The organism is Streptomyces sp. NBC_01296, assembly GCF_035984415.1.
Lineage (GTDB): Bacteria > Actinomycetota > Actinomycetes > Streptomycetales > Streptomycetaceae > Streptomyces.
Map to the genome: position 1 here is coordinate 994570 of NZ_CP130720.1, position 17137 is coordinate 1011706.

At 70.8% G+C, this 17137-nt stretch carries 16 protein-coding genes; 10 read left to right on the forward strand and 6 right to left on the reverse strand.

From position 1 onward, the window contains the following. Positions 1–159: 159 nt before the first annotated feature. Positions 160–2640, forward strand: a complete 2481-nt coding sequence (locus tag OG299_RS04840) for a SpoIIE family protein phosphatase (protein WP_327360606.1) — start codon at positions 160–162, stop codon at positions 2638–2640. A gap of 128 nt (positions 2641–2768) precedes the next feature. On the opposite strand, the gene OG299_RS04845 is transcribed toward OG299_RS04840, so the two are convergent. From OG299_RS04845 to OG299_RS04855, 3 genes are all read right to left on the reverse strand, one after another. Continuing rightward, on the reverse strand, positions 2769–3542 hold the full coding sequence (locus OG299_RS04845; protein WP_327360607.1) for an alpha-ketoglutarate-dependent dioxygenase AlkB: 774 nt from the start codon (positions 3540–3542) through the stop codon (positions 2769–2771). Beyond that, entirely contained in the window at positions 3526–4755 is a 1230-nt protein-coding gene (locus OG299_RS04850; RefSeq protein ID WP_327360608.1) for a hypothetical protein, read from the reverse strand. Before OG299_RS04850 ends, OG299_RS04845 begins: the two co-directional genes overlap by 17 nt. Before the next feature lie 106 nt (positions 4756–4861). Then, the gene (locus OG299_RS04855) at positions 4862–5056 is read right to left on the reverse strand and encodes a hypothetical protein (RefSeq protein ID WP_327360609.1); all 195 of its coding nucleotides are present in this window, start codon (positions 5054–5056) and stop codon (positions 4862–4864) included. On the opposite strand from OG299_RS04855, the gene OG299_RS04860 reads away from it, so the two are divergent. The 3 genes from OG299_RS04860 to OG299_RS04870 all read left to right on the forward strand — a co-directional run bounded on the left by OG299_RS04860 (position 5055) and on the right by OG299_RS04870 (position 7452). Continuing rightward, the gene (locus OG299_RS04860) at positions 5055–6068 is read left to right on the forward strand and encodes an SPFH domain-containing protein (protein WP_327360610.1); all 1014 of its coding nucleotides are present in this window, start codon (positions 5055–5057) and stop codon (positions 6066–6068) included. The genes OG299_RS04855 and OG299_RS04860 overlap by 2 nt on opposite strands. Next, entirely contained in the window at positions 6065–6964 is a 900-nt protein-coding gene (locus OG299_RS04865; RefSeq protein WP_327360611.1) for a hypothetical protein, read from the forward strand. Before OG299_RS04860 ends, OG299_RS04865 begins: the two co-directional genes overlap by 4 nt. A 299-nt stretch (positions 6965–7263) precedes the next feature. Then, entirely contained in the window at positions 7264–7452 is a 189-nt protein-coding gene (locus tag OG299_RS04870; protein ID WP_327360612.1) for a hypothetical protein, read from the forward strand. A gap of 39 nt (positions 7453–7491) precedes the next feature. Here the strand turns inward: OG299_RS04870 and OG299_RS04875 are convergent, their stop codons facing one another. Continuing rightward, a complete protein-coding gene (locus OG299_RS04875; protein WP_327360613.1) occupies positions 7492–7833 on the reverse strand; it encodes a PRC-barrel domain containing protein in 342 nt (113 codons plus the stop codon). Between the two features lie 287 nt (positions 7834–8120). Here OG299_RS04875 and OG299_RS04880 point away from each other — a divergent pair, with 287 nt between their 5' ends. Then, on the forward strand, positions 8121–9539 hold the full coding sequence (locus OG299_RS04880; RefSeq protein ID WP_327360614.1) for a cellulase family glycosylhydrolase: 1419 nt from the start codon (positions 8121–8123) through the stop codon (positions 9537–9539). A gap of 220 nt (positions 9540–9759) precedes the next feature. Here the strand turns inward: OG299_RS04880 and OG299_RS04885 are convergent, their stop codons facing one another. Next, a complete protein-coding gene (locus OG299_RS04885; RefSeq protein WP_327360615.1) occupies positions 9760–10803 on the reverse strand; it encodes a response regulator in 1044 nt (347 codons plus the stop codon). A 178-nt stretch (positions 10804–10981) separates the two neighbouring features. Here OG299_RS04885 and OG299_RS04890 point away from each other — a divergent pair, with 178 nt between their 5' ends. After that, positions 10982–12151 carry a serine hydrolase domain-containing protein gene (locus OG299_RS04890; RefSeq protein WP_442817486.1) on the forward strand — a complete coding sequence of 390 codons (1170 nt, stop codon included), beginning with the start codon at positions 10982–10984 and terminating at the stop codon, positions 12149–12151. Positions 12152–12566: 415 nt separating this feature from the next. Here the strand turns inward: OG299_RS04890 and OG299_RS04895 are convergent, their stop codons facing one another. Continuing rightward, positions 12567–13781, reverse strand: a complete 1215-nt coding sequence (locus OG299_RS04895) for a sensor histidine kinase (protein WP_327360616.1) — start codon at positions 13779–13781, stop codon at positions 12567–12569. 132 nt (positions 13782–13913) lie between these two features. Between OG299_RS04895 and OG299_RS04900 the strand changes: the two genes are divergently transcribed. From OG299_RS04900 to OG299_RS04915, 4 genes are all read left to right on the forward strand, one after another. Further along, a complete protein-coding gene (locus OG299_RS04900; protein ID WP_327360617.1) occupies positions 13914–14408 on the forward strand; it encodes a MarR family winged helix-turn-helix transcriptional regulator in 495 nt (164 codons plus the stop codon). Positions 14409–14527: 119 nt separating this feature from the next. Continuing rightward, complete coding sequence (locus tag OG299_RS04905; protein WP_327360618.1) at positions 14528–15172, forward strand: DsbA family protein; 645 nt, start codon at positions 14528–14530, stop codon at positions 15170–15172. Positions 15173–15304: 132 nt separating this feature from the next. After that, positions 15305–16114 carry an MBL fold metallo-hydrolase gene (locus tag OG299_RS04910; protein WP_327360619.1) on the forward strand — a complete coding sequence of 270 codons (810 nt, stop codon included), beginning with the start codon at positions 15305–15307 and terminating at the stop codon, positions 16112–16114. Between the two features lie 492 nt (positions 16115–16606). Next, on the forward strand, positions 16607–17032 hold the full coding sequence (locus OG299_RS04915; RefSeq protein WP_327360620.1) for a nuclear transport factor 2 family protein: 426 nt from the start codon (positions 16607–16609) through the stop codon (positions 17030–17032). Positions 17033–17137 lie beyond the last annotated feature (105 nt).

The window sequence follows — 17137 nt, forward strand, 5'->3', positions numbered from 1 at the left end:
CGGACGGCAGCCGCAGCGGACGACCCTCTGCCGACGTGCAGCGGCGCGGCGATACTGAACCTAGGCAGACGACTCAGCCCCTGGTGTCTGATCACCCTGGGTAGTCGCTGCGGGAATACCCGCTGAACGTTCCGCTCGGCAGGTCGAAGGGTGGTAGCGATGGACGCACCAGCGCCGGGGTTGGGCGAGGGGCCCGAGGACCCGTTCGCGCTGCACCACTCCGCCTCGGCGGTACTGGACGACCACGGCAGGGTCGTCGGCTGGAGCGAGCGCGCACAGGAGCACCTCGGCTACCGGCCCGAAGAGGTGCTCGGCCGGGCGGCGATCGAGTTCCTGTTCGACGCCGGCGACCGTGAGGCGGTCTTGGACGCAGTGGCCGCGTGCGAGCGCGACCGGGGCTGGTCCGGTGTCCTGCCCCTCCTGCACCGCAGCGGGCGACGGGTGGAGCTGGGCTTCCGCGCCCGCGCTGTCATCCGCGCCGGCTCGGCCCGTGAGTGGTTCCTCGTCGCCGCCCCGGCGCAGGAGGTGCTCCGGTGGGAGACGGATCGGTCGGTCTTGGACGGTCTGTTCCGGCGCTCTCCGATCGGCCTGTCCGTCCACGCCCCCGACCTGTCCCTCCTGCGGGTCAACCGGGCGCTGGCCCGCTTCGCGCAACTTCCCGCGGCGGAGATGCGGGGCCGACGCATCGGCGAATTCCTTTACGGTCCGGACGTGGAGCCCATCGAGACTCGGCTGAGACGGGTGCTGGAGACGGGCGAACCCCTGATCTTCACCGATCAGTCCTGTCGTACCAGGAGCGACCCCGGCCGCGAGCGGGTGGTGTCGGTGTCGGCGTTCCGGATCGAGGACCCCGGCGGCGGGATCCTCGGAGTCACCCAATTGGTCGAGGACGTCACCGACCGCTACCGGGCCCGGCGACGGCTTGCCCTGCTCAACCGGACGAGCGCCCGCATCGGGACCACACTGGACCTCGGCCAGACCACCAGGGAGCTGGCCGACGTCGCCGTCCCCGACCTCGCCGACACCGTCTCGGTGGATCTGCTGGAGCCGGTGGCCCGCGGCGAGGAGACCGCCGAGGGGGCGAGCGGACCGGTCCGCAGGATGGCCGTCCATTCGGTCGCGGCAGAGGCGCTGCAGGTGATGTACTCCGCCGGAGAGGTCTTCCACTTCGACCCTCGTACCCCGCAGGCCAGGTGCCTCGCCGAACAGCAGCCCATCCTCGAACCGGTGCTCCGGAGCAGCCTCGGCTGGTACTTCCAGGATCCAGAGCGCACCCAGCGCGCCCTCGGCCTGGGCGCTCACTCACTGATCGTCGTACCGCTGACGGCCCGCGGTCTGCTCCTCGGCCTGCTCAGCCTGTGGCGGGCGGAGCGGCCCGAACCGTTCGAGGAGGACGACCTCACGCTCGCGGAAGAATTCGCCTCGCGCGCCGCCCTGTGCATCGACAACGCCCGCCGCTACACCCAGCAGCACCAGGCTGCGCTGACCTTGCAGCGCAGCCTGCTGCCGCGGGAGTTGCCCGAGCACAGCGCGGTCGAGGTCGCGCACCGCTATCTGCCGGCCGATCCCGCCACCGGCGTCGGCGGCGACTGGTTCGATGTCATCCCCCTCTCCGGAGCCCGCGTCGCCCTCGTCGTCGGCGATGTGGTCGGCCATGGTCTGCACGCGGCGGCCACCATGGGCCGCCTGCGCACGGCCGTGCACACCCTGGCCAACCTCGACTACGCCCCGGACGAGGTCCTCTCCCACCTGGATGACCTGGTCAACCGCCTGGCGGATGAGCAGGAGCCTGCCGACGGACGCTCGCAGGGCCAGCAGATCGTCGGCGCGACCTGCCTCTACGCGGTCTACGACCCCACCTCCCGGCGCTGCACCCTGGCCCGAGCGGGCCACCTGCCCCCCGCCGTGGTGACCTCCGACGGCACGGTGAGCCTGCCCGACCTTCCCCAGGGGCCGCCGCTGGGCCTTGGCGGACTCCCATTCGAGTCCGCCGAGCTGGAGCTCGCCGAGGGAAGCCTGCTGGCCCTGTACACGAACGGCCTGGTGGAGGCCCGTAGCCACGACCTCGAAGAGGGACTTGAGCGGCTGCGAGAGGCCTTGTCCTGGCCCAGCCGCTCGCTGGAGGAGACCTGCACGGCGGTGCAGAACGCCCTGCTGCCAGATCACCCACGCGATGACGTCGCACTGCTCCTCGCCCGCACCCGCGTGTTGGCACCGGAGCAGGTCGCCTCCTGGGAACTGCCCGCAGAGCCGACCACCGCCGCCCGGGCACGGGAACTGACGGAGGCCACACTGACCAGGTGGGGCCTGGAAGAGATGGCCTTCACCGCCGAACTGGTCGTCAGTGAACTGGTCACCAACGCCTACCGGTACGGCGGCGGTACGCCGCTGGTCCTGCGGCTCATCCGCGACCGCAGCCTGATCTGCGAGGTCTCCGACAGCAGCAGCACCGCTCCGCACCTGCGGCGGGCGCGCACCACCGATGAGGGCGGGCGCGGTCTCTTCCTCGTGGCCCAGCTCACCGAACGGTGGGGCACCCGCTACACCCGGGACGGCAAGACCGTCTGGACGGAGTTCCCCCTGGCCACAACCACCGAGGGGCACTCCGCGGCTGCGGCGATCTTTGCGCTCAATGGATGACGACACGTTGTGGCGACACGGATCGCCCCCGCCCCAGCACCGAACCAGCACCGGAGACTGGGCCGTGCCCCGCACATCCCCGCCCTGGCCGCGGCCGTGAGCCTGGCCCGCGCCGGATGACACGGCCGTCAGACGGGCGGCATCAGATCGCTCTCGCTGACGGTGTACGTCAACGGGGGGTAGCCGAAGTCCGTTTCGTTGTTCTCGCGGCGTCGCAGGCGGTAGAACTCCTGCCGCTGTTCCTCGTCGGCCGACGTGAGGCGCGCACCCTGTGGGAGGTACGCCTGGCCGTCGCGGAACCGTACGAGGGTCTTCGAGGTGCGGAAGGTCACCCCGAGCCACTCGTTCGCCGCCCCCTGGGCGGCGGGCGCGTCCAGGACGATCTTGTGCCGGAGGCGCCTGTTCACCACGACGGAGAACACGACGACTCCGTTGTGGGCAAGGGGAACCTCGAAGCTCTCGCCACTCGACTCCTTCGACTCGAAGACCAACTTCCGCGGCGGGCCCGCCTCGGGACGCCGGTAGCAGGAGAAGACGGCGATGTACGACCCTTCGGCCAGATCGAGGGCCTGGTCGGAATGGCTGCCCATGGTGCGGTAGGCGTTCGTGTAGCTCTCGATGAGCGCGTTGTTGAAGCCGACCGGAAGCGCCGCACGCTCCTGCACCTGCCGCGCCAGCCGTTCGTGAACCGCCCGGAAGGCCTGCGTCGGGCTGCCGTACCGCGTGGTGGTGCGTACGAGGGGCACGGCGCCGGTCCCGTCGACCCTGGCCAGCGTGGCGCCCCGCCGGCCCTTTCCCACGTCCTCCAGACGGGCCGAGGCGGACAGCTCCGCGAAGGGGTCCGCGTCGGCCGGCAGGGCGTAAGAGCGGACCTCGTCGGAGAGGTCAGACCCGCGGCGCATCGTAGTCACCCGTGTTCATGCTGAAGAGGAACCGGTCGCCGTAGTCCATGGAGGACGTGGTTCTGTTCTCCTCGGCGTACAGCCTGCGCAGCTCCTCCATCCCGGCCTGGGTGGGCGGGCCCAGCTCCACCAGGTCCCCGGGCGCTTTGAGGTACGTTCGGCCGTTCTTGTGGACGGCTTCGGTGCTCGAACAGCGCACCACGTAGCCCAGGCGGGTCGGGAGCGAGGCGGCGTCCAGGGCCGAGGGCCGGACCTCGTGCGTGTACAGGCGGTTGGTGGACAGCGGCATGAAGAACACCGAGCCGGGGTGGAGGGTCAGGCTGAACTCCTCGGGGAGCGCGACCCCGTCACGTCCAGCGGCCGGCTCCTTGAGGCGGAACCGGAGCCTGGTCAGCCCGCTGGCGCCCTTCAGCCCGTAGTCAAAGGCGTCGTCGGCCAGGGGCCGCAGCCGGTCGAGCCCGTCGTAGAAGGTGCAGAAAGCCATGATCCCGTTGACGGGCATGTCCTTGGTCTTGTCGGCATGGGCCGAGATCCTGGCCTTGGATTGCTTGCGCTCGGCGGTGGCCGGGGTGTTGTGGTACATCTGCGCGAGGACGTGGTTCAGCGGCGCCTGGTTCCGGAACACGGCGGCCGCCTCGCGGTTCAGGGCCTCGACGATGTGCGTGTCCGTCGCGCGGAAGTTCTCGGTCGGCCCGGAGAGGTTCGTGGAGCACCGGAGCAAGCGGAAATGCAGCTCGTCGCCGTCCCGGGTGACGGGCGTCAGATAGATGCCGCTGCGGTGGGCCGTTCCGGGCTTGGTGGACTCCGTCAGGGACTGGAACTCGTGCTCCGCACGGACCCGTCCGAAGTGATCGGCGTCGGGCGCGAAGAAGCGCGGGTAGTACACGCCGACCCCGTGCACGCGGCGGGGGACCCGCCCGGCGCCGACGACGGCCCGGGTTCCGTCGATCTCATCGCGGTGGCCGTACGACAGCTCCCGGACGACGAACACCCCGGAAGCGCTGTTCAGCCAGCGGTCGTCGACCGCGGAAAGGTCGCCGCACAGGTAGACGTTCTTCCCGGTGAGGTCCGGCGAACCGGAGGCAAGGTCCTGCGGCGTGATCGTCGATCCGAAGAAGTCCCTGATCAGGTCGTGGTGTTGCGCCGCCGGAGGCGCGACCAGGACGTTGTTCGCATCGTCGACGGAGGCTTCTGTCAGCCCTGTTGTGTGCATCGGACGGTACCTGTCCACCGAAGTCGTCGCCATGATCACATCATCGCAGCCCTGGAGTGCGTCCGGGAGGGCAGCGCGAGCCCCGGCCAGGCCGCTGCCAACGCGGTCAGCGGGCGCCGATCTCGCGTCGGGCCGCCTCCCAGACCTCCAGATGCCCGGCGTCGGCAAGGTGGGCCGCCGCATCCGCCGCGGCGGTACGCGGGCGGGTGGTCGGTCCGGTCGGCCATCTTTTCTCGTCATCTTGACGATATTGGCGGTCGCCCGTTATCGTCGCCCTGACGAAATGAAGGGGGTTCGCCATGGCCGACATCACCCGGCGCTTTGGATGGCGTCATCTGCGCTCCGCGCCCACCGCTCACATCCGCCACCACAAGCGCGGCCGGCTCGTCCACGACGGCCGGGGGCTCAGCTTCTGGTACCGGTCACTGTCGGCGGCGCTGTCCGAAGTGCCGGTCGACGACCGGGAGCTCGCCATGGCGTTCCACGCCCGTACGGCGGACTTCCAGGACGTCACCGTGCAGGCCACCGTCACCTACCGGATCAGCGGACCGGCCGAGGCGGCGGACCGGCTCGACTTCTCCGTCGACCCGGACACCGGGAGCTGGCGCGGCGCGCCCCTGGAGCAGATCGCCACCCTCCTCACCGAGACGGCACAGCAGCACGCGCTGGACGTACTGGCCCGGACCCCGCTGGCCGCCGCCCTGGTGGACGGCGTCACCTCCGTACGGCAGCGGGTCGCCGACGGTCTTGCCGCCGAGCCCAGACTCCCCGACACCGGCATCGACGTGGTGGCCGTACGCGTCGTGGCGATCCGCCCCGAGGCCGAGGTGGAGCGCGCCCTGCGCACCCCGGCCCGCGAGCAGATCCAGCAGGAGGCGGACCGGGCCACCTACGAACGCCGGGCCGTCGCCGTCGAGCGCGAGCGCGCCATCGCGGAGAACGAGCTGGCCAGTCAGATCGAACTGGCCCGGCGCGAGGAGCAGTTGGTCGACCAGCGCGGTATCAACTCCCGCCGTGAGGCCGAGGAGCAGGCCGCGGCCGATGCCGTACGGACCGAGGCCGAGGCGGCGCGCAAGGTCCGCCTGGCCCGCGCGGAAGCCGAAGCGGCGCGCGAGACCGGCGCGGCGCGCGCCGAGGCCCAGGCCGCCTGGCTGCACGTGCACGGCGAAGCCGACGCGGGCACGCTGCACGCCATGGCGGCGACCCGGCTGGCCGAGAACCTGCCGCGCATCGAGAGCATCACGATCTCCCCGGACGTCCTGACCGGCCTCCTCACCCGGCTCGGACGTCCGGACGGCGGGACGGGCGCGTGAGCCTGGCCCCGCGGGCGGTACTCGTGCACCGCAGGACCGAGTACGAGGAGCTGCTGGCCCGGCACGGGACGCACGGGCAGGCCGCGTTCTTCCTCTCCAGCCGGGGCCGCTCGATCGCCGAGGTGGTCCGCCGCCACGACCTCGCGCAACAGGCGCTGCGCGAGGTGGCGGCGGCGGTGCCGCTCACCTGGCGCAGCTCGCGGGTGGAACGGGCGGACCTGGACCGCTTCCTGTTCGCCCCTGAGGACGTGGTGGTCGTCGTCGGCCAGGACGGCCTGGTCGCCAACACCGCGAAATACCTGAGCGGGCAGCCGGTCGTGGGCATCGACACCGACCCGGGGCGCAACCCGGGCGTTCTGGTCCGTCACCGCTGCGCCGACACGGCCGCCCTGCTGCGTGCCGCGACCGCCGCCGGGAGCCGGACGGAAGAGTTGACGATGGTCGAGGCCGTCGCCGACGACACCCAGCGCCTCCTCGCGCTGAACGAGATCTACCTGGGCCCACCCGGCCACCAGACGGCCCGCTACCGCCTGGGCCCGGACACGGAGGACGGCCCCGGCGAGGCCCAGGCATCCTCCGGGGTGCTGGTGGGCACCGGCACGGGCGCCACCGGCTGGCTGCGCTCGGTGTGGCTGGAACGCGGCAGCACCACCGAGCTGCCCGCACGCTCCGAGGCGCGACTGCTGTGGTTCGTACGCGAAGCGTGGCCCTCGCCCGTGACCGGAACGACGAGGGTCGCAGGTGAACTGGGGCGGGGGCAGGGGCTGCGGCTGACCGTCGAGTCGGACAGGATCGTGGTCTTCGGGGACGGGATGGAAGCCGATGCCCTTGAGCTGACCTGGGGACAGAGCGTACGGCTGGGCATCGCGGAGATCTCCCTGCGCCTGGTCACGTGACCACCCGCCGGGGGTGAGTCCGGCCGCGGCGTCGTTCAGGGCTGGCCGCCTCGGGGCCGAGGTCGAACCCGACGCCGCGACCGGTCGTCCGTGCGCGGGCCGGGCGTGGCGGTGGCCCGTCAGGGCCGGCGCCCGTCGGAGCCTCGTTCGGGCTGGATCTCGCCCCGCACCGGCACGATCCGAACCCGGTCCGACGCCGGTTCGTCCTCTCCCTGTTCCCTTCCTACTGGCAGGAGGCCTACCGCGCCGTCTGGTCCCGGCAGGGGATCCCTTTCGGGAAGGAGACGGCAGACGCCCTCGTGGTCTGGGCCACGGACGGCGAGGAGACGGACCCGCGCATCCTGGCCGAGGTGCTGTCGGCCTTGGCTCAGTTGGCGCACCCCGAACGCGAGGCCGTGGGACTGCGCCACGCCCACCACCCGAGCCCGTACGTCCGCGCCGAAGCCCTCGCATCCCTGCGAGGCGAGCACGGCCCGGCCGACGGGTGACGTGACGGTGTCGGTCACCGCGCGCGGTGTCCCCCGGGCTCACCCTGCGTAGTACTTGCTGATCTCCTGGCGGTAGTCCGGGTCGCGCAGGTGGTTGTCGCGGTGGAACTCCGGAGCGGCCTTGATCTGGTCCTTCGTACGCTCCAGGTGGACCGTCTTGTTCTCCCTGTCCACGCGCAGGATCGTCCCCGCCGGAAGCAGGACCTCCTTGCCGAAGATCCACACCCCGGTGTCCACCACGATGTAGGCGTCGGAGACCTCGCTGGAGTGCCTGTCGACCTTGCCGATGTGGCCGTCGACGGCTTCGACGCGGTACCCCGTCAGGTCCTCGCCCGTCGGATGGATGATGCCGGAACGGTAGGCCCACATGTCGTCCGTCATGCCGCAGCTCCTTCATGGTGTCAGCGTCTTCGTGTCGTGCTCCGTCCCGCCTGCCCCGTGGGCCGGACTCCATACATCCGCTCCGCGTTTGCGGCGATGCCGTGCTCGGCACCCCTAGCGGTGTCGGCAGGAGGTCCGCGGGCACGGGCCGGGGAGGGACGGGGTGGGGCGGGGTGGAAAGTTCCGCCAACTTTCGCTGAATCCTGGGAACTTGGGCTTCCCGTCAGTAACATCCGACCGCCCGGTAGCACGCCGTACGAGCAGTCGCCCTCGAAGGGGTCCCCCGCATGCGCCTGACCTCCCGCGTCGCACCCGTAGCCCTCGCCGTGGCCGCCCTGCTGTTCGGCGTGCTCCCCGCGCAGGCCCAGGCCCGGCCCGGCCGCGTCCCCGACCGGGTCACGGTCGGCGACCGTACCTTCATCACCGACGGCCAAGGCCGTGCGCTCCAGTGGCGCGGCTTCAACCTCGCGGACAAGAGCAGCCGCGGCGCCGACGCGTTCGCCGACATCCACGAGAGCGACCTCGCAGACATGTCCGCCCGGGGCTTCAACCTCGCGCGCCTCGCCTTCTTCTGGGACGACCTCGAACCCACCTCGGGCCACTACGACCGCGGCTACCTCTCGAAGATGCGCCGCATCCTCGACTGGGCGGAGCGCTACGACATCAAGGTCATCCTCGACGCCCACCAGGACGTCTACGGTCCTCACTTCGGCTCCCGCGGCGTCCCCGACTGGGCCACCCGCGACGAGGGACTGCCGTTCACGCCGATCCCCGACGACTGGTTCTCCCAGTACTTCGAGCCGTCCGTGCAGACCGCCTTCGACCACCTGTACAAGGACTCGGACCTCCGCGCGGCCCACGCCCGCATGTGGATGACGGTCGCCTCCGCCCTCGGCAGGCACCCGGCGCTGCTCGGCTACGACCTGATGAACGAGCCGTTCGCCAAGTTCCTCGAGGGCGAGGACCTCCCCGCCGCCGCGGCCCGCTTCGAGGCCACCGAGCTCACGGAGCTGTGGAACCGACTTGCCCGGGCGATCCGCCTGGTCGACCGCACGTCGTGGGTGTTCGTCGAGCCCACCGTCATCGTCGGTCTCGGCGTCCCGACCCGGATGGGCCGCATCGACGACCCGCACGCCGGGTACGCGCCGCACTTCTACGAGACCGCGATGGAAACCGGCGCAGACTACGACCCCAACGGCACCTTCATCCCCGCCTACGAGGCTGCCATCAGCGACTACCCGACCCGGAACCGCATGCCGGTGATCGTTGGTGAGTGGGGCGGCAACCCCTACGTCCCGCACGGGAGCCAGTTCGTCACCGACATGACGGCCTCACTGGACCGCTTCTCCAGCGGCTGGACGTGGTGGCAGTGGTGCCGCGGCGGGGGCTACTGCTTCCTCGACCAGACGGGCGCCGTGAAGCCGGGCGCCCGGCTGCTCGTCCAGCCGTACGCGCGGGCGGTCGCGGGCGACCCGCTCGGCTTCGCGTACGCCCCGGTCACCCGCACCTACACGCTCACCTTCCGCACCCGCGACGACGCCGTGGGGGCCACCCAGATCATCGTGCCCAAGGAGGCGTACCCGAGCGGCTACCGCGTCGACGTCCGGGGCGACAGGGCCAGTTGGGACAGCCACGGCCAGACCGTCTCCGTACGCACCCGCGCCGGGGCCGGAGCCCGTTACGAGGTCACGATCAGCCCGAGGTAGCCCGGCCGAGGCGTCGGGGGGTGGGTGCGGATCATTCGGGGCGGTTGAAGCGGTGCACGCCACCGAGGCCGCGAACTCAACTACGCCGGCAGCAAGGCGCCGAATCCGTCGCCGAGCACTCCTTCCGGATCGGGGTGATCGACTCGGTACTCGCCATGAGGGAAGGCGCGCCGACCCGGCCGAGTGCGCATGCCACCTCTGGAGGGAGCGGGGTCAACGGCTACGGCTGGTTGATGGACGGCCTGGCAAGGGCGAGACGAGTCCAACGCTGCAGCTGGTCGTCGCGGCTGCCGATTTGCGTCTGCTGGGCGACCCCCGCGGTCTCCTCGAATGTCGGATCGCCGTTGCGGGAGAGGAGCCTCAGCGGCCAGAGCCGAGTCGCCGGGATCAAGGGGCGGATGGCAGGGGGCATGGTGAGAGCGAGCGGGAGTCCCGGACGACGGAGGAGTTGGGCGCCTCCCACGAGGGCGCGGTCGGAGGGCTGCTCGGGGACGGGAGTGTGCCGGAGCCGGTGGCTGTGGCCGGTCCAGCCGCAGGAAGCGGGCGTTGGGGCCGTAGCGTTCCAGCAGGAACAGGGCGTCGGCAAGCGGGGCGTCGCGCTTCGGCCGTTTTTGCACGGGCCGGGCGTCGTTCCAGTCCCCCGCCATGACGACGAGCGCGGTGACGGCGGCCATGATGAATCCCTCGAGGCAGCTGACCCAACCACGTAGCCACACCCATGACCAGCACTTACGCGACAACCCGTAGGGCGCAATGTGGCGGGGAAGAGGATCGCTTCCCCCGCCGCCGCGACGCGCACCGCCTGCGCGATCTGCCGGACCGGTAGGCGTTTGAGTACGAAGCCGCTGGCCCCCGCGCTGAGCGCGGCGGTGACGTAGTCGTCGTTCTCGAAGGTGGTGATGACCACGACCTTCGGGGGATCGGCCGACTCGGCCAGCAGCAGCCGGGTGGCCTCGATGCCGTTGCGGCGTGGCATCCGCACGTCTATCAGGACCACGTCCGGCCGCAGCCGCAGCGCCTGCTCGAGCGCCTCGACGCCGTCGGCGGCTTCTCCGGCCACCGTGATCCCCTGCTGGGAGGCGAGCAGCGTGTGCAGGCCACTGCGGGTCACCTCGTCGTCGGCGGCGATCAGGAGCGTGATGGGGGTACCAACGGGGCCGGCGCTGGCGGCTGCGCCGGTGGCAACGGTCGTGGATCTCGCCGTGCAGCAGCCGGCCGCGCTCGACCAGGCCAGGCAAGCCGTGCCCGGACGTCGGGAAGGCACCTGTACTGCTGGCGGCGCCGGTTATTGCCGGGCGCGCCGCCGCCGGCCTCCCCCGATCGAGGGAGGTAATTCTCCCGCTTTCCCGCGATGTGGGGCCGATACCTCCGAGCCCATGATCGTGTCAGTCGGCACCGACAGGAACCGCGGCCGGCTCCCACCGATCCTCAGGGGTTGCAAAATGCGTGACCAGGCATCGCAGAACGCTCTTCCGTCCCGGCGGCCACGCGGCGGCCGCCGCGTTGCCGTGTCGGCCGCGGCCGCTCTGGCCGTCACCGTGATCACGGCGGGCGCCTTGGCTCCGCCCGCGGCGTACGCCGACGCCGGACCGGACCCCGTCCAGCAGGGCCTGAACGCCATGGTGCGCGCCGACGGCCAGCCGGCCGCCCTGGGAAGCGTCAAGGACCGTGCGGGCCGTACCCGTACCTACACGGCGGGGGTGGCCGATCTTGCCACCGGAGCGAAGGTGCCCGCCAATGGTCAGGTGAGGGCCGGCAGCAACACCAAGACGTTCACCGCGGTCGTCGTGCTGCAACTGGTCGCTGAAGGGAAGATAGGCCTCGACACGATGGTCGAGACCTACCTGCCCGGTCTCGTACGCGGGGAGGGAATCGACGGAAATCACATCACCGTCCGCCAGTTGCTCCAGCACACCAGCGGGCTTCCCGATTACGGGCTGCACATCGACGACAACGTCCTTCCGGACCGGTACTTCGAACCCCGCGATCTCCTCGACATCGCCCTCCAGCACAAGGCCGACTTCGCCCCGGGCAAGAAATGGGCTTATAGCAACACCAACTACGTGGTGGCCGGCCTGATCGTCCAGAAGATCACCCACCGGCCCCTCGCCGAACTGATAGACCAGCGCGTCATCCAGCGCATCGGACTGCGCCACACGTACTTCCCCGCGCCCGGCGACAAGACGATCCGGGAGCCTCACCCCAAGGGCTACCACCGCAAGACGGCGGATGAGCCGCTGCGCGACTTCACCGAGATCGACCCCTCCGCGGGCTGGGCGGCCGGCCAGATGATATCCACCAACTCCGACCTCAATCTGTTCTTCGGCGCTCTCCTTGGCGGCCGTCTCCTCCCGGATGCCCAGCTCGCACAGATGCGCACGACCGTTCCCGTCGGGGACACCGGCGCGGGGTACGGCCTGGGGTTGATGAGCCGTCCGCTCTCGTGTGGCGGTGTCTACTGGGGCCACGGCGGCGATATCGCCGGATACGAGACCCGGGGCGGGGTCACGGATGACGGCCGTGCCGTCAGCCTCGCGGTGACCAGCATTCCGGTCACCGTCGAACCCATCAGGCATCTGGAAAAGGTCGTGGACACGGCCTTGTGCCGCTGAACCGGTGCGGGTCGCGGACGAGATGGAAACAGGGTGCTGTCCCGTGATAGCCGCGGCGAGCGAGGGCACCACCGACCCTAGAGTTGGACCGGGCCAGTCAGCTGGCGATGCACGAAGGCACCGTGGACGGCTGCGACCAAGGGCGAGGAAGAACGAGAAATCACAAGCCCGGTGAAGCCGACGCGCTACCGCAGCACTGCCGGACGACGTGGGAACCGACCGCAGGGGCGGTCCCTGCGCGGACGCGAACCGCACGCGGGCCCCCAGGTGCCTCCCGGCGCCAAGCCGACCGTCGTAAAGGGTCTGGGCGGGACGACCCTCGACTGGAAAACGCGGTCGGCAAGCTGGTCGTACTGACCCACCTGGCCCAGGACTGACTCTGGGGCGGCGCCGCTTCCTTCCCCCGCACCCGTCCTCAGGGTTCGGGTGTGGGCGCGGCGTCCAAATGAAGGGTTGCCTGCGCGCCGCCGTCGAGGTGGTTCTCGAACGCGAGGTGGGCGTCGAGGAGTCCGGCCTGGCCTGCGGCGATGGTGAGGCCGAGTCCGAGGCCCTTGCCCTCCGCACTCGTACGGAAGCGTTGCGGGCCGTGGGTGAGGAGATGGTCAGGGAAGCCGGCGCCCCGGTCGCGCACCCGCACGAGCGCTCCCTCGACCTGGACCAGCACCGGCTCGGCGCCGTGCCGCAGGGCGTTGCTCACCAGATTGCTGAGGATACGTTCCACCCGCCGAGGGTCGGTGCGTACCGTCACGTCGGCGATCACCTCCAGTCGCACGAGCGGCGGGCCGGTCCGGGCAGGTTCCTCGACCGCGGCGCGCACCACCCGCCTGGCCAGCCCGCCCAGCTCGACCCAGCGCAGGTCAGCCTCCTCGCCGCCGTTGTCGAGGCGGGCCACCTCAAGGACGTCCTCCGTCAAGTCCCGCAGCCTGCGCGCTCGTTCCTGGACCATGCCCTCTACGCGACCGGGCGCCAGCAGCCCGGCTGCGGCGATCAGGCCGGCGACCGGGGTGCGCAGCTCGTGCGCGATGTTGGCGGTGACCTCGCGTTCGGCCTGGAGACGGCTGGCCAGGGCCTCGGCCATGGCGTTGACCGCCTGGGTGAGAGCGGCGATCTCGTCGTTGCCCGACTCCGGTAGCCGGGCGGTGAGGTCGCCGTCGGCGATCCTGCGGGCGGAACGCGCCGAGGTCCGCAAGCGGTGGCCGAACCGGCTGGCCAGGGCGAGGCCGATCACCGACGCCACGATGACGCCGATCACACCCGACTGCAACATCACCCGGTTCACTTCGCCGATCAGTGGGCGGCTGGCCACTACCAGCGTCAGGGTGGTGCCGCCCTTGACCGGCTGCCCGGCCCACAGCCAGCGGACGCCGTCGGAGGTGTCCTCGACGTAGAACGCCCGCCGACCGTGGGCCATCTCCTTGCGCAGCTCGTCCGGAATGTCCGTCCGGCCGAGCTGCGCGCCCATCGCGGTCTTCCCCGAGGTCTCGTAAGCCTCCACCAGCAACGCCAGCCGCGCGGTCATCTCTTCCCGCTCCCGGTCCGCAAGCATCTGCGGAACCTGCACCCCCATGACCAACACCGCCAGCGCGGCGGTCGCGGTGATCGTTGCGCCTATCTTCAGCCGAAGCCCCATCTACCGCTCCCCCAGAAATCTCATGGCCGTTCCCCCATGTGACCCTACGGAACCGACGTCGCCGCGAGCCGGGCGGCCGGGAGGGGCGATGATCGTGGCGAGACCGGATCTGATGAGCGAAGGGTGTGGCGGGTGGGCGAAGGTGCGGGGATCACTTCGGCACAGGAGGCGGCGAACGACGAGCTGGTGCTCGCGTTCGGACGGCTGCAGGGGGCCGCGGGGCGGCTGGAGTACCTGCTCGGCGGTGCGATCGAGGAGGAGTTCGGGATCAGCCACCTGATGTACGAGGTGCTGCTGATCGTGGGCCGGGCGGGCGGTGCGGGCATGTCGATGCGGGCCGTCGCGCAGGAGCGGGTCCTGACCACGGGTGGGATGACCCGCCTGGTGGACCGGATGGAGGCGGCCGGCCTGGTGGTGCGCGCCGACGACCCGGCGGACCGCAGGGGCAAGCTGGTACGGCTCACCGCGCGGGGCGAGGACATCGTGGTGCGGGCCAGTCGGCTGCACGTGGAGAACATCCGCCGCCACTTCCTGGCTCCGCTGCCAGAGGAGGCCCGGGAGCAGTTCATGGAGTGCCTGCGGATCCTGTCCCACTCGGCGCGGGACGCCCTGCCCCGCCTGCGGTAAGGGCGGAAGTCCCGAGGGTGGGGGCCTTTCGCCATGCGGGAATGCCTGACACAGCAGATACTGTTCAAGCAGGTACATCGCTTCGGTGCGGAGCGACTCCCTCTGCAAAGGCCTTCCCCATGAACCTCGTCTACGTCTTCGACGCCTACTGCGGCTGGTCCTACGGGTTCGCCCCCACCCTGGCCGAGGTCACCCTGCGTCACCCGGGACTGCCGGTCGAGGTCGTATCGGGCGGCTTGTTCACCGGGCCGCGGGCCGTGCCGATCCGCGAGTTCGGCTACGTCCAGGGCGCCAACACCAAGATCGGCGAGCTGACCGGTGTCGAATTCGGGGCGGGGTACGAGCGGCTGATCGCCGACGGCTCGTTCGTCATGGACTCCCTGGACGCCGCCCGGGGCATGGCGGCGCTGCGGCAGGCGGCCCCGGATCGGGCGGTGGAGCTGGCCATCGCCGTGCAGGCCGCGTTCTACCAGGACGGCCTGAGCTTGTCCGACCCCGGCACCTTCACCCGGATCGCCGCGGCAGCCGGCCTCGACCCGCTGGAAGTCGGCGCCGCACTCGCCGCACCGGCCGCCCCCCTCGTGGCCGAGGCCGACTTCCGGCGGGCGGCAGCCCTGGGCGCGAACGCCTACCCGACACTCCTGGCCCAGGACGGTGACCGCACCACGGTCCTCGCCGTCGGCCACGCCGGCCCCGACAAGATCGACACACTGCTGGAGCAGTTCGCCGCCGCCCGCACCCGCTCGACCGCGTCCGGCCGCTGAATCCCCGCCGACACACCGGCACGGTCGGTGCCGTCCAGGCACGGCGGGGCGAACCTGAATCCCAACACGACCAGCAGCCCCACCTCACACCCTTCCCCACCTCTCACGCTGATCCCGGCAAAGGACATGATGATGAGCACTCTCGACTTCAAGGTCATCGACCTGGACTTCCCCGTCGGCTCGCAGAACAAGACCGCCACCCTCATCACCGGTGAGCGCGACGCGTTCCTCATCGACACCGGATTCACCCGCGCCGACGGACACCGGGTGGCCGCCGAGATCCTCGACTCCGGAAAGAACCTCACCAAGGTCTTCATCAGCCACGCCGACCCCGACTACTACTGGGGCGCCGAGGTCATCGCCGACGCCTTCCCCGATGCCGAGATCCTGGCGACACCGCTGGTGATCGAGCACATCAAGGCCGCGTACGAGAGCAAGCTCAAGGCCTGGGAGCCAGTGGGCGCCAACCGCCCCACCCGCCTGGTCGAGATGGCCGAGCTGACCGGCGACCTCACCTTCGAAGGCCACGTCTTCCAGCTCAAGGGCGGCCACCCGGGGCTGCCCGACCGCCACTACCTGTGGCAGGCCGAACACCGGGCGATCGTCGCTGGCGTCCTGCTCTTCCAGAACGAGCACGTCTGGGTCGCCGACACCGCCAAGCCCCAGGACCGCGCCGTGTGGATCGAGCTGCTGGACGAGATGACGGCCCTCGCCCCCGCCTTCGCCGTCCCCGGCCACCGGCTGCCCACGCCCGCCGCCCTCGACGCGAGCCCGATCGCCTACACCCGGAACTACCTCACCGCCTTCGAGGACGAGCTCGACAAGGCCGACAGTGGCGAGGCCCTGACCAACGCCCTGGTCACCCGCTACCCCGGATCCGGCATGCTCATCGCGGCCCAGCTCGGCGCGAAGGTCGCCAAGGGTGAAATGACCTGGGGCTGACCCGCCCTGACCACGGTCGGGCCCGGGACACCGGCCGGACCGTGCCCGCCGAGCCCAGTGAGAACTCATGAGCACCACCGCCCGCGACACCCAGGCAGGCAGCCCCGCGCCCGCCGTCGCACGCACCTACCCGCTGTACGAGTTCGCCCTGACCACGGCACTGCCGCGCCGTCACCCCGCTGATCGGCTTCTTCTTCGCCCATCCCGCACGGAGCCGCCGGCTTCCGCTCTCCCTCGCCACGGCACTGATCATCGGCGTGCTCGGACCGCGCAGCGGCGGCGCGACGAACCCTGCCCGCCAGTTCCGGCCCCGCGCTCCTGTCCGGGACCTACGGCTACCTCGTCGTGTACCTGGTCGCGCCGGTCCTCGGCGCCGCCCTCGGCGCGGGCATCCACCAGTTGCTTCAGCGCTACGGAGGAGCCAGGCGCGTCCCCACCTGCCGCCTGTGCCCCACCAGCACCCCCGACCCCATCTAAGAAAGGCCGTGTCCCATGCAGGAGACCACCAATTTCCACACCTCCACCGCCCCCGCCGACGTGGTACGCCGCCAGTACATCGCCTCCGCCAACGGCGACCTCGAAGCCCTGCGGGCCACCATGGCAGACGACGTGGAATGGACCGAGATGGCCGGCTTCCCCCTGGCCGGCACCTACCGCACCCCTGCCGGAGTCACCTCCGCCGTCATGGAACAGCTCGGCAAGTCCTGGGACGGCTGGGCCGCCCACGACGACACCTACGTCGTCGACGGCGAGAACGTCGTCGTCCTCGCCCGCTACACCGCCACCAACAAGGCCACCGACAAACCGCTCAACGTGCGCGTCGCCCACCACTTCGTCGTACGCGGCGGAAAGATCGTCCGCTTCGAGCAGTTCGTCGACACCGCCCTGGTCCGCGACGCCATGAACCCCAGCACATAACCGCACCCACCCAGTCCCGCACCGAGGCTGCGCCGCCGCAGCACCTACCTGTGGCACGATCCGCATCCCCCCGATACCGAAGACTCCCGCATCGCGAAGACCACG